This window comes from Streptomyces sp. NPDC002790 (genome assembly GCF_040295505.1).
Classification (GTDB): domain Bacteria; phylum Actinomycetota; class Actinomycetes; order Streptomycetales; family Streptomycetaceae; genus Streptomyces.
The window spans coordinates 108,465-121,195 of sequence record NZ_JBEOVM010000001.1; the positions used below are offsets into that span (position 1 = coordinate 108,465).

At 71.4% G+C, this 12,731-nt stretch carries 12 protein-coding genes; 6 read left to right on the forward strand and 6 right to left on the reverse strand.

What is annotated here, in order from left to right:
* Positions 1-14 precede the first annotated feature (14 nt).
* The gene (locus ABT004_RS00510; RefSeq protein WP_351330357.1) at positions 15-1,394 is read right to left on the reverse strand and encodes a C1 family peptidase; all 1,380 of its coding nucleotides are present in this window, start codon (positions 1,392-1,394) and stop codon (positions 15-17) included.
* A gap of 138 nt (positions 1,395-1,532) precedes the next feature.
* Complete coding sequence (locus ABT004_RS00515) at positions 1,533-1,919, reverse strand: VOC family protein (RefSeq protein WP_351330359.1); 387 nt, start codon at positions 1,917-1,919, stop codon at positions 1,533-1,535.
* Positions 1,920-2,170: 251 nt separating this feature from the next.
* Here ABT004_RS00515 and ABT004_RS00520 point away from each other — a divergent pair, with 251 nt between their 5' ends.
* The 4 genes from ABT004_RS00520 to ABT004_RS00535 all read left to right on the forward strand — a co-directional run bounded on the left by ABT004_RS00520 (position 2,171) and on the right by ABT004_RS00535 (position 6,573).
* Positions 2,171-3,373 (forward strand): NAD(P)/FAD-dependent oxidoreductase, encoded by a 1,203-nt coding sequence (locus tag ABT004_RS00520; RefSeq protein ID WP_351330361.1) that lies wholly within the window; start codon positions 2,171-2,173, stop codon positions 3,371-3,373.
* Positions 3,374-3,443: 70 nt separating this feature from the next.
* A complete protein-coding gene (locus tag ABT004_RS00525; RefSeq protein WP_351330363.1) occupies positions 3,444-4,883 on the forward strand; it encodes an MBL fold metallo-hydrolase in 1,440 nt (479 codons plus the stop codon).
* Positions 4,880-5,719: a sulfite exporter TauE/SafE family protein gene (locus tag ABT004_RS00530; protein ID WP_351330365.1), complete on the forward strand. Its 840-nt coding sequence runs from the start codon at positions 4,880-4,882 to the stop codon at positions 5,717-5,719. The genes ABT004_RS00525 and ABT004_RS00530 overlap by 4 nt, the downstream gene beginning before the upstream one ends.
* Before the next feature lie 53 nt (positions 5,720-5,772).
* The gene (locus ABT004_RS00535) at positions 5,773-6,573 is read left to right on the forward strand and encodes a GntR family transcriptional regulator (protein ID WP_451187042.1); all 801 of its coding nucleotides are present in this window, start codon (positions 5,773-5,775) and stop codon (positions 6,571-6,573) included.
* A 24-nt stretch (positions 6,574-6,597) separates the two neighbouring features.
* On the opposite strand, the gene ABT004_RS00540 is transcribed toward ABT004_RS00535, so the two are convergent.
* Positions 6,598-7,770, reverse strand: coding sequence for an FAD-dependent monooxygenase (locus ABT004_RS00540; protein WP_351330368.1), 1,173 nt, complete (start codon positions 7,768-7,770; stop codon positions 6,598-6,600).
* A gap of 76 nt (positions 7,771-7,846) precedes the next feature.
* Between ABT004_RS00540 and ABT004_RS00545 the strand changes: the two genes are divergently transcribed.
* Positions 7,847-8,419: a TetR/AcrR family transcriptional regulator gene (locus tag ABT004_RS00545; RefSeq protein ID WP_351330370.1), complete on the forward strand. Its 573-nt coding sequence runs from the start codon at positions 7,847-7,849 to the stop codon at positions 8,417-8,419.
* Positions 8,420-8,453: 34 nt separating this feature from the next.
* On the opposite strand, the gene ABT004_RS00550 is transcribed toward ABT004_RS00545, so the two are convergent.
* The 3 genes from ABT004_RS00550 to ABT004_RS00560 form a co-directional block, all read right to left on the reverse strand.
* Positions 8,454-9,065 carry a TetR/AcrR family transcriptional regulator gene (locus ABT004_RS00550; protein ID WP_351330372.1) on the reverse strand — a complete coding sequence of 204 codons (612 nt, stop codon included), beginning with the start codon at positions 9,063-9,065 and terminating at the stop codon, positions 8,454-8,456.
* Between the two features lie 204 nt (positions 9,066-9,269).
* Entirely contained in the window at positions 9,270-10,721 is a 1,452-nt protein-coding gene (locus ABT004_RS00555) for a flotillin family protein (protein WP_351330374.1), read from the reverse strand.
* 101 nt (positions 10,722-10,822) lie between these two features.
* Positions 10,823-11,338 (reverse strand): NfeD C-terminal domain-containing protein, encoded by a 516-nt coding sequence (locus ABT004_RS00560; RefSeq protein ID WP_351330376.1) that lies wholly within the window; start codon positions 11,336-11,338, stop codon positions 10,823-10,825.
* Between the two features lie 177 nt (positions 11,339-11,515).
* On the opposite strand from ABT004_RS00560, the gene ABT004_RS00565 reads away from it, so the two are divergent.
* Positions 11,516-12,577, forward strand: coding sequence for a PucR family transcriptional regulator (locus ABT004_RS00565; protein ID WP_351330378.1), 1,062 nt, complete (start codon positions 11,516-11,518; stop codon positions 12,575-12,577).
* The last annotated feature ends 154 nt before the right edge of the window (positions 12,578-12,731 follow it).

Sequence of the window (12,731 nt, forward strand, 5' to 3'; positions counted from 1 at the left end):
CAACCGGTTGACGGTCAGTCGGCGAGCGCGCCCATCGGATCCCAGGTCGGCAGCACGATCGGCGGCTCGTCGAGGGCGGCGGAGAGCTCCGGCGGGAGTGCGGAGCGGCGGACGGCGACCTCGAAGACGTGCTCGCCGAACCACGAGTCGTTCATGGTCCAGAAGCCCTTGTCGGCCTTCTCCTCGCCCCAGCTGTTCTCGACCCGCCAGCGGCGCGGCACACCGTCCACGACGTCGACGCCGGTGAAGAGCATCGCGTGGGTCATCTGCGTCTCGTGGTGGAGGAGCCGGTCCGCCTTGTCGAGCGCGAACGACGCGTCGTAGACGGCCTCGTAGTCGAAGAGTGCGGCGTCCCAGATGCCGAGGTCGGCGCGCATCTGCTGGCCGACGTCGCAGCCGAACCAGACCGGCTCGCCGGCCACGACGGCCTCCATGGTGAGCCGCTTGAGCAGGTCGATGTCCGCGTTGAGGTAGACGACGGGCGGGGCCTCGACGATGTTGCCCAGGTGCTCGACGGTGAAGGTGCGGCCGGCCGGGCTGGACTCACGCGGGTCGTGGACGAGGCACACGTACTCGTCGAGGGGTATCTGCACATACGCCTCGGCGAACTCGGTGGGTGTCGTCCAGCCGTCGCGGTGGAACTCCTGGTCCTTGTCGCGCCACTGCCACAGGAACGTCTGCGGCGGCGTGCCGAGATGGATGCTGAGCACGCGGTGGACGGCGCCGAGCACCTCCGTCTTGCGGGCCCGCTGCGCCTCGACACCCTCAACGGCCGCCGCGCGCAGATCGCGCGCACCTTGCCGGAGCAGACTCATCAGGGCCCGGTTCATCGGCCCGGTCGCCGAGGAGCTCTCGGTCTCCGGCATCGCCGACTTGGGCACCAGGCCGTGCTTGGCGACCAGCGCCACGAACATGTTCCACTGCCCGCCGTCACTGATCGGGTCACCGAGCAGGTGTGCCACCGTACGGTCGTCGACGTCGCGGTCGGAGGTGTCGATGACACTCTCCAGGAAGTGGTTCGCGCGCTCGAACTTGTCCCACCACAGCACGTAGTTCTGGGAGAACTCGAAGTCCTTCACACCGAGCTTCTCCGCGGCGCCGACGCGCAGCAGGTTGAGCCCGGCGAACATCCAACAGCGGCCGCTGCGCTTCTGGTTGGTGACCTTCCAGTCGTCCAGGTGGTGCGAGACCGAGTGGTCGATGGCGGTGACGATCCGCCGGTCGAGGGCGATGTCGTCCACCGTCGTCTGCGTCACGGCGTTCTGCATCAGCCGGTTCGCGGGGCGGGCGGCGAAGTCCTTCTCGTAGGCCTCGAGTTGTGCCGGAGTGAGACTGCGGTCGCTCTCGGCTGGAGCGTCGGTGGACTGAGAGGTGTGCGCATGGCCGAGCGTCACGGTATCCGGTTCCCATTCTCGAATCGGCCCGTGCTCGCGCGGGGGCCTTGGCAGGTTAAAAGGGGCAATGCGCTCTCACAGTCGCACGGCCGTTCTAGCCAGTCAACGGACCGGTGCCCCTGCCGGTGTATCCCACACTCACCCCTCGACGTCCTGCGGATACCACCGGAGTTCGACGGTGTTCCCGTCCGGATCCTTGACGTACACGGACTGCGCCTGCCCCCGCGCTCCCCAGCGCGACACCGGCCCCTCAAGAACGTCGAACTCCCCCGAGTCGACGACCTCCTGCCAGTCCAGCGGGTCGACGACGAGACAGAAGTGATCGACGTTGGACTCGGTCCGCGCGGCGGCGAACAGATCGATGACCGTACTGCCGTCGATCCGTACGGACGGGAACGACACCTTCCCGTCCCGCCACTCCTCCACCCGCTCGGCCACGAGCCCCAGCCGGCCGACGTAGAACTCGAGCGACTTGTCGACGTCGGCGACGTTCAGCACCAGGTGATCGAGAGCTTTGACTCGCATGATGACGGTCCCCGTCCGTGGTCGCTTGCACTGTCATGCACTGCCTAGCCGAGGAGCGACCGGTCGGCAAGGACTGTTCGGCGTCACCGGTCCTCCAGTACCTCGGCCCCGATGGACGGCCATGTCGCACGGACCACCTAAATGTACGTACAGCTTACGCCGGAACCCCCGCGGTCACTTGTACGTCGGCGGGCGCACGCCCTAGCCTAGATGTACGTACATTACGCAGCGCATGACCGGGAGGGATTTCCTTGGCGACCAAGCAGCACCACCGGACGGTGATCGTGGGCGGCGGCTCGGCCGGTGTCTCGGTCGCGGCGCGGCTCCGGCGGGCCGGCGAGCGGGACATCGCGGTCCTCGACCCGAGCGAGCGGCACTACTACCAGCCGCTGTGGACGCTCGTCGGTGGCGGACGGGCGCCGCTGAAGGAGAGCGTCCGGCCGCAGCGGTCCGTGCTACCGAAGGGCGTCCGGTGGATCCGGCGCGCCGCGGTCGCCGTCGACCCCGAGGCCCAGGAGGTGAGCCTGGACGACGGAGGTTTCGTGCACTACGACCACCTCGTGGTCTGCGCCGGCATCCAGCTGGACTGGGACGGCGTGCCCGGCCTCGGCGCCGGACTCGGCCAGAACGGGCTCTCCAGCAACTACCTGCCGCACACCGCCCCCGCGACCTGGCGTTTCATCCGCGAGACCCGATCGGGCAGCGCCGTGTTCGGCATGCCGCCCGGCGCCATCAAGTGCGGCGGCGCCCCGCAGAAGATCGCCTACCTCGCCGCCGACCACTGGCGCCGGGAGGGCGTCCTCGACCGGATGGACATCCACCTGGTGCTCCCGACGGACACCATCTTCGGTGTTCCGGAGTTCGCGCGGGTCCTGGAGGACGTGGCCCGCCGGTACGGCATCCACGTCCACTACGGCAGCGAGGTCACCGAGGTCCGCCCCGACGCCCGCGAGATCGTCGTCAGCGACCTCGGCACGGGCGACAAGACGACCCTCCCGTACGACATGGCCCATCTCGTGCCGCCGCAGAGCGCCCCGGACTGGATCAAGCGGAGCCCGCTCGCGGACGCCGCGAACCCGGCCGGCTACGTCGAGATCAACCAGCACACGATGCGGCACGTCCGGTACCCCAACATCTGGGCCCTCGGCGACGCCGGCTCCTCGCCGAACTCCAAGACCGGCGCGGCCGTTCGCAAACAGGCGCCCGTGGTCGTCGAGAACCTGCTCGCCACGATGCACTGCCGGGAGCCGCTCGCCGTCTACAACGGCTACTCCTCGTGCCCGCTGACCACGGCCCGCAACAAGATGCTGCTCGCCGAGTTCGACTACAGCGGGCGGCCCGCCCCCTCCATCCCGCTGATCGACACGGTCCGCGAGCGCACCGACATGTGGTACCTCAAGCGGCACGGTCTGCCGTTCCTGTACTGGAACCTCATGCTCCGCGGCCTCGCGTGACCCGCACGCCTAACCCACACGCCTAACCCGCACACCTCCCCCGAGCACCTTCGTGACCCAGGAGTCCGTCATGCCCCAGGAGCCCGTCACCCACGACGGCGCAGGACCGCTGATATTCGTGCAGTTCTACCTCGACTGCCTCTCGCACGCCTCGTACCTCATCGGCGACCGCACCACCGGCCGCGCCGTCGTGGTCGACCCCCAGCGTGATGTCAACGAGTACCTCACCACCGCCGCACACCACGGCCTCACCATCGAGCGCGTCATCGAGACCCACGTCCACGCCGACTTCCTCTCCGGCCACCTGGAACTGGCCGAGCGCACCGGCGCCCCCATCTCCTACGGCGCCGAAGCCGACGTCGACTTCGACACCGAACCCCTCGCCGACGGCCGGCACCTCCGCCTCGGGGAGGTCGACCTGGAGATCCTGCACACACCGGGCCACACCCAGGAATCGGTCTGCGTCGTCGTACGCGAGCACGCGGCCGACCCCGTCCCCTACGGCGTCCTCACCGGCGACACCCTGTTCATCGGCGACGTCGGCCGCCCCGATCTGCTCAGCGCGCGCGGCCGGTCCGCCGAGGAGATGGCCCGCGCCCTCTACCGCTCCACCCGCGAGCGCCTGCTCACCCTCCCCGACGCGACCCGCGTCTTCCCGGCGCACGGGGCAGGATCTGCCTGCGGCAAGAACCTGTCGACGGCGCTGAGTTGCACGCTCGGCACCCAGCGCGTCACCAACTACGCCCTTGCCGACATGCCCGAGGACGCGTTCGTCGAGGTCGTGACATCCGGCCAGGCCGCGGCGCCCGCCTACTTCTCGTTCACGTCCGAGCGCAACCGCGAGGCCCGCCCGGTGCTCGACGAGGACGCCCCCGTCTCCACGCTCACCCCGGACGCCGTACGGGAGTCCGTCGCCGACGGCGCGAGCGTCCTCGACACACGCGACCCGGACGCCTACGCCGCCGCGCACCTTCCCGGCTCGGTCAACGTCCCGCTCGGCGGCCGGTTCGCAGAACTATGCGGCGAGGTGCTCCCGGCCGGGGCCGACCTCGTCCTGTGCGGGGACCCCGCCACCGCGCGCGAGGCCCGCAACCGGCTCGCCCGCATCGGCTACGACCGGGTCGTCGGCGCCCTGCCCGCCGACGCCCTGAGTGCCGAGCACGTGACGTCGACGCCGCGCATGGAGGCACAGGCCCTCGACGCCCGCCTCGCCGACAACCCCAGGGCCTTCACTGTGCTGGACGTACGCGCCTCCGGCGAGATCGACGACACCGGCACCGTCCCCGGCGCCCGCACCATCCCGCTGCCCGAACTCGTCGCGCGAATAGACGAGTTGGCGCCGCATCGGCATCAATCGCTCGTCGTGATGTGCGCCAGTGGCAACCGCTCGTCCGTGGCCGCCTCCGTGCTCCGGGCCCGCGGCTTCGACGCCGACGACCTGCGCGGCGGCTTCGCCGGATGGCGCGGACCGGTCGAGCACCCGGCCGGTGGGGGCGGCGTCCCCGCGTGAACGTCCTGATCGTCGCCGTGCTCTGCGGCGCCGTCGTCGGCCTCGCGCTCGGCGGGCTCGGCGGCGGCGGTGGTGTGCTCGCGGTCCCGGCCCTCGTCTACCTCCTGGGCGTGGACCCCGCCGACGCGGGCACCACCAGCCTGCTCATCGTCGCCGTCACCTCGGCCACCGCCCTCGCCCGGCACATGGGCACCGGCACCGTGCGCTGGCGGACCGGCGTCCTGTTCGCGGCGGTCGGCGCGGTACCCACCATCGGGGCGTCGATGCTCGCGCACCGCCTGCCGCAGTCCCTGCTGACCGGTGCGTTCGCCATCCTGGCCGCGGTGGCCGCCACGGTGATGCTGCGCGGCACCCGCACGTGTGGTGAGGCGGTGCCGCCGGACACCGGGTCGCCGGTGACGGCGACGGCCGGGCACGCACCCAGCCTCGTACAAGTACGAGAGGCACAGCGATCGGCGACCACTCGGGCCGAGCCCGTGCGGACCGCCGGGGCCGGGGCCGGGCTCGGTGCGGTGACCGGTCTCCTTGGGGTGGGCGGCGGGTTCCTCGCCGTGCCCACACTGGTGTCGGTGCTGCGGCTGCCGATGCGGGCGGCCGTCGGCACCAGCCTCGTCGTCACCCTCCTCAACTCGCTGGTGTCCCTCACCACACGTATGACGACCGAGGGTGTCTCCATCGACCCCGCCGTGCTCGGCCCCTTCGTCGGCGCCGCGATCCTCGGGGCGTGGGACGCGCGGCGGCTGGCGGCCAGGCTGTCGGGACCGGCGTTGCAGCGCGCGTTCGCGGTCCTGCTGCTCGCGACGGCGGCGTTCATGCTGGTGGACGCGTTCGTGTGAGCGCGGCCAGGAGTTCGACCGGTGGTTTGCACCGTCTCCTCAAATCGACGAGCATGCATCCCGTGCCCACCAGCAGCTCGCAGTCCGGTCCTCGTCCGCTCACCCGGACCAAGGGCAAGCCGCTGTGGTCCCAGCTCCGCGCCGATCTGTTGCGGCGCCTCGAGGACGGCGAGTTCCGGGACGTCTTCCCCGGCGAGCACGACCTCGTCGCCGAGTACCAGGTCAGTCGGCACACCGTCCGCGAGGCGCTGCGCACGCTGCGCACGGAGGGGCTGGTGACGGCGCAGCGGGGCAGGGTGTCGCGGTTCGCGGCGAGCCGGCCGCTGGAGCAGAAGGTCGGCGAGGCGTACAGCCTCTTCCGCTCCGTCGAGGAGGTGGGGGCGGTCCAGCGCAGCGTGATCCGCCGCCTCGACGAGCGCGCCGATGGCGTGATCGCGGCCCGCCTCGGCCTGGAGGAGTCCACGCCACTCGTGCACCTCGAACGCTTGCGCCTCGCCGACGGGGAACCGCTCGCCGTCGACCGCGTCTGGCTCCCCGCGGACGTCGCCCGCCCGCTCCTCGCCGTCGACTTCACACACACCTCGCTCTACGACGAGCTGGAACGCCACTGCCGTACGCACATCAGCGGCGGCTGGGAGCGCATCCGCGCCGTCGTACCCACCCGCGCGGAGCGCACGCTGCTCGGCTGCCCCGATTCCACGGCGCTGTTCGCGATCGACCGGCTCGGTCACGACGCGGCCCACCGCCAGGTCGAATGGCGCCAGACCCTGGTCCGCGCGGACCGCTTCACGGTGGCCGCGGCCTTCTCCGCGGACGACGGGTACCGCTTGGGCGCGCCGGTACCTACGCCCTGACGAGCCCGGCCACCGGGGTGAGTGTCAGTCAACTTCCGTGTGGCGGAGGCTTGGTGGGGTCCAGTCGTGGTGCCGGAGGATCATGCGGACGGCGGCGCGGGAGGGCGTCAGGCGCATCGCCGTGTTGCGCAGGGCGACGCGCAGCGGATGGCTGAGCCGCTGGCCCATGCGTCCGGCCTGACGCGCGGCGCGTGCGACGGCCTGGCTGCGAGGCCGTCGTTCGGCGTCGTACCGGGTGAGGGCGGCCTCCACGGTGGGCTCGGAGCCGAGGGCGGCGGCCAGGGTGACCGCGTCCTCCAGCGCCTGGCACGCCCCCTGCCCCAGGTTCGGTGTCATGGCGTGCGCCGCGTCCCCGAGCAGCGCGATCCGGCCGACGGCGTACGAAGGGAGCGGCGTACGCAGCTCGTTGACGTCGTGGTGCAGCACCGCGTCGGGGTTCGTCGCGTCGAGAAGCGCGGGGATCGGCTCGTGCCAGGTACGGAACCGGCGGCGCAACTCGCCCAGTGGGTCGTCGAACCGCGTCCCTGCGGGGAGGTCGAGGACCGCGTGCCATTCGGCGCGGCCGTCGGGGAAGGCGATGTGCCCGAACTCGACGCCGTGGCCCCAGGTCAGCTCGAAGTCGGTGCGCAGACCCATCGGTTGGTCGGTGATGGCGCGCAGGACGGCCGAGCCGCTGTGGACGGGTCCGGGGTGGGAGGGGAAGAGCTGGCCGCGGAGCCTGCTGCCGATCCCGTCGGCCGCCACGACCAGATCGGCGTCCAGAGTCGTGTCGCCGCACTCGACCTGCACCGCCCCGGGACCACACTGCCCGACCGGTCCGGCCTCCCGGCCAATGCGCAGCACTTCGGCGGGCAGGGTTTCGCGCAGAAGCCGGTGCAAGGTGGCACGCGGGATCCCCATGATGGGTGTGCCGACCGCGTTCTCCAGCGCCGCACCGTCCATCCGGGCGAGCCAGTGGCCGCCCGGTGTGCGGGTGCCTCCGGTGTACTGCCCGCGCGACGCCTGCCGCACCGCCTCCCCCACACCGAGTTCGTCCAGCGCCCGGAGCCCGTTGGCGGCCAGCGAGATGCCCGCGCCCACATCGTCGAGCACGGCCGCGCGCTCGACGACGGTCGCCTTCCAGCCGACGCGGCGCAGTCCGATCGCCGCGGCGAGCCCACCGATTCCGCCTCCGACGACGTCCGCACGTCCGCCCATACCGACCCCTCCACCCGCCTTCTACACCTGTAGAAGGCGGACCTTACCCGAACCTCTACAGGTGTAGAAATGAGCCATGGCGACAACGGGCAGGGCAATCGACCGGCGCACCCTCCTCGCGGACGCGGCGCTCGACGTACTCGCCGACGACGGGATCCGCGGCCTCACCCATCGCGCGGTGGACCGCCGAGCCGCCCTGCCGACAGGCACCACATCGGCGTACTTCCGTACCCGGGCCGCTCTGCTCACCGCACTCGTCACGCGCCTCGCCCAACTCGACCAGGCGGAGCTGCAGTCGACGGCCGAGGACCTCGTCCCACTGCGCACCGCGAACGACATCGTGAACGGCTTGGCGCTGCTGGCCCGTCGGCGTCTCGCAGGCAAGGGCCGCCGCCGCTCGCTGGCCCGCTACGCCTGCACGGTCGAGAGCGTGCGCGACCCGGAACTGCGGGAGATCCTCGTCGCCCGCGAGAACGCCGGCCGCGAGGCGGTTCGCGCGTTCCTCGCCGAGCGCGGTGTCGCGGACGCCGAGACCCGCACGCACACGCTGCTGTCCTGCGTCGACGGCCTGATCCTCGACGCTCTCGTGAGCGGGGGCGACGTACCGCGCGAGGCCCTGGAGGGCCTGGTGACAGCGGCCCTGCGGTAGGTACTCGACCCACCGTCGGGTGCGCCGACCGTCCTCACTTGCGGCCCGCGCGCCGGACGGAGCGCGGCCGGTACTCCACCACCGTCAGCGCCAACGACACGTACCGGTCGACGAGTTCGCCCGGGGTGACCTCGCCGTCGGTGCGGTACCACTGGGCGATGGCGTTGCACATGGCGATCACCGCGCGGCGGGCGTCGTCCGGGTGGGGGGTCAGGAACACGCCGTCGGCGACGCCCCGTTCGATGACCTCACGGAACTGCTGGGTGCCGCGCTCCTCGTTCTTGCGGTAGCGGGCCAGGTGCTCGGGTTCCAGGCTGCGGCCCTCGGTCAGCACGATGCTGCTCTTGACCGGGTGCTCGATACGGAACTGGACCGTCGCGGTGACGAGGGCCTCCAGCTGCTCCGCGGGATCGTCGCCGGCCTCTTCGAGCGCGGTCCCGCAGGCGCCGAAGTAGGCGTCGAGGCCCTCTTCGAGGATGGCGACGAGCAGGTCCTGCTTGCCTTTGTAGTAGTAGTACAGCGCGGAGAGGCTGACCCCGGCGCGCCCCGCGATGTCGCGGATCGAGGTGGCCCCGTAGCCCTGCTCGGAGAACTCTTCGCGGGCGGCCTCGATGATCGCCTTGTGACCTGCGGGGCGAGTGGACACGATGCTCCGATCTGCTGGGCCGCTCAGTCCGCCCCGCCACTGAACATCCGTACAGCCGGCGACGGCGCCGTCATCGTAGCGCCGCGTGTCCCCATCGCCGAGCCCGCAGCGGAACTCGTACGGCAGGGACTCCCCGCTTCTCCCACGAGGGGCGGGGAGCCCCGTGCCGAACGAACGTTAAGCCGTTGACGACCAGTCAGACGGTCAGTCGGTGATCTCGATGTGGCCGTTCGCCGATTCGGCGCCGGCAGCCGCTTCGGCGGGCTTCGGGGCAGGCACCGCCGCACCCTTGCCGCCAGTGAGGTTCTTCAGCAGCGCGGCGAGGTCGACGCCGGTCGTGGAGTTCAGAAGTTCCACGCCCTGGGCGACGTTGTCGGTGACCGTACGGGACAGCTGGCTCGCGCCGTCCGTGGAGATCACCGTCATCTTGTCGACGGCGCTCAGCGGTTCGGACGCCTTGGCGACGACCTGCGGCAGCACCTCGACCAGCATCTGCAGCACGGCCGCTTCGCCGTACTGCGCGAACGCGTCGGCCTTCTTCTGCATGGCCTCGGCCTCGGCGGCGCCCTTCGCACCGATCGCCGCCGCCTCGGACTCACCCTCGAGACGGACCGCGTCCGCGAGCGCGGCACGGTGCGCCTTCTCGCCCTCACCGGTCAGGCGGGACCGCTCGGCGTCCGCCTCGGCCTGCTTCACCAGGCCGATCCGGCGGGCCTCGGCCTCCTGCTCCGCCTGGTAGCGGGCGGCGTCGGCGGGCTTGCGGACCTTGGTGTCCAGCTCGCGGTCGGTCAGGGCGGCCTGGCGCTGGGCGACCTTCTCCTGCTCGGTCAGCACCTCCTGCTGCCGGGCGGCGTCGGCGAGCGGGCCCGCCGCGTTCGCCTGCGCGGAGGCCTGGTCGGTCTCCGCCTTGATCTCGGCCTGCTTCAGCGCGAACGTGCGCTGCGCGATCGCGATCTCCTCCTCGGCCTTCAGCCGCGCCTGCTCGGCGGCGCGGCGTGCGACGGCCTCGGCGATGTCCGCCTCCTGCCTGGCGCGGGCGGCCTCGGGCCGGCCCAGGTCCTCCAGGTACGAACCCTCAGTGGTGATGTCCTGGATCTGGAACGCGTCCAGGACCAGGCCCTGTCCGGACAGCGACGCCTCCGCCTCCTCGGCGACCTGCCCGGCGAACGCGGCCCGGTCGCGGATGACGTCCTCCACCGACATGCGTCCGACGATGGAGCGCAGCGCACCGGACAGCACTTCCTGGGTGAAGCCGACGATGCCGTCCTGCTGCATCAGGAAGCGCTGGGCGGCCGCCCGGATCGAGTCCTCGGTGCCGCCGACCTTGACGATCGCGACGCCTTCGAGGTGCGCCTTGACCCCGCGCAGAGTGACCGCGCCGCGCACCGCGACGGGGATGTGCCGCGAGGACAGGTCAAGGGTGAACTTCTGCTGTACGAACGGGACGACGAAGACGCCGCCGCCGACCACGACCTTCTGGCCGCTGTTGTCGGTGATGACGTGGCCGGTCTCCGGGTCGGTGGACTTCTTGCCGCGCCGCCCGGTGACGATGAACGCCTGACTGGGCCCCGCGACCTTGTAGCGGGTGATGACGACGAGCGCCAGCAGGACCAGGAGTACGACGACTCCGGCCACGGCGATGGTGACAGGGCTCATGATGGCTTCCCCCTCTGCCCCCTCGCCTCCCGGCGAACGGCAGTCGGTTGGTGATGGTGCGTGCGGTTCATATGGTTCGTGGCGGTGCCCGCGGACGGTGGTCAGCGGTCGACGGTGCGGACCTCGACCGAGGTCGGCGACAGGAGGTCCGCCACCCACACCTCGGCGCCGCGGCCTACCGCGACCGCGCTCTTCGCCGAGAACTTCGTCGGCTGGCCCGCGAGGTGCAGCAGCACCTCGCCGTATCCGTCGACAGGGATGGCGGTGACGACGGTGCCCGCGCTGCCGACGAGGTCGGCGCCGCGGGGTGTCACCGCGGTCTGGTCGCGCATCAGCGCGCGGGTCACCTTCCACGTCAGCCAGCCGGCGCCGCCCCCCGCGACGGCGCCGACTGCGGTTGCGGGCCCAGCACCGAGGTCGGTGGTGCCGAGCACGATCGCGCCGCCGAACCCGAGCATCGACACGAAGCCGGCGATCACGGGCAGCGACAGCAGTCCGTCGAAGAGCCCGTCCAGGGCCCCGATCCCGTCGAAGAGCCCCTCCAGCACCCCGTCGAGCACCAGGGACAGGACGAGCAGCACCACTCCCGCGATGCCGAGCCCGAGAAACCACGTCATGTCACTGACCCCCTGGCTCTCCTGTTTCCGCGTGCACTGTGTGCTGCCCTGAACGTTGTCATGGGCAACCACCTGAAGTACCTTCCGGATCCCGGCAATCTTTACGCGATTTTGATGCCTACTTGCGCATACGTTAAAAAGTCCGGGGAGTAGAAGGCACGGCGATGGGGGGTGGGCATGACGTCGCAGCAGGACGTACCCGACGGGTATCTGGACGGGTACGTGCAGGCGGTGGCGGACGCCGCCGCCACGGGACGCCGGCTGACCCGGGACGAACTCGACGCGCGCCGCGCGCTGGGCGAGCGCGCCGCGCAGGCGGGGCTCGGGCTGCGTGCCCTGGTCGCCGCCCATCTCGCGCGGACGCACACCGGCAACATCGGCGCCAGGGTGACGGTCGACGCCGTCGTCGCGGCCAGCGCGCAGGCCATCGACGCGTTCGCCGAAGGGTACGAGCGCGCGCAGCGCCAGACGATGCGCCGGGAGGAAGCGGCACGCCGCGAGTTCATCGACGACCTGCTCTACGGCCGCAGCGACCTGGGCAAACTGGGCGAGCGCGCCGAGCGTTTCGGGCTGCGCCTGTCCGGCGAGCACGCCATTGCGGTGGCCCGCGGCGACGCCGCGTACGAGGAGGGCGACACCGTCGCGCGCGAGATCGAAAGCGCGGTCATCGCACGCTTCGGCAACCGGAACATCCTGCTGACCACGAAGGAAGGGCGGCTCGTCTGCATCGCCCCCGGTGACCAGAGCGAGGTCCTCACCTACTTCGCCAAGCAGGCGTACGCCGCTGCCGAGGGCGGCCAGGTCGCCATCGGCCGCCCGCAGTCAGGGCCCGGCGGCGTCGTCCAGTCCTACGAGGAGGCGCTGGGCGCGCTCGACCTGGCCACCCGTCTGGGCCTTGACACCCCGGTGCTGCACTCGGCCGACCTCCTCGTCTACCCCGTCCTCACGCGCGACCGGCAGGCCATGACCGACCTGGTCCACAACACGCTGGGCCCGCTGCACCAGGCACGCGGCGGCGCCCAGCCGCTGATCGACACGCTCATGGCGTACTTCGACTCCGGCTGCGTGTCGGCCGAAGCGGCCCGCCAACTCTCGCTCAGCGTACGGGCGTTCACGTATCGCCTCGCCCGCATCCACCAGCTCACGGGCATCGACCCGGCGGTCCCGGCCGACCGCTACACGCTCCAGACCGCGGTGATCGGCGCCCGCCTCATGGACTGGCCGACGGACACCGTCTGACACGAAGGACCTCCACCGTGCGGGGCCGCGGCGGCTGCCACGCGGGTTCGGACCCCAACGGGTGATGCTGACCAACGTGCCCCAGGTTGGCGTGGCCGCAGGTCAGGCCCATGCTGTGGGCCATCGTGCGCGGCGGGCGCATCCCAGGCCATCG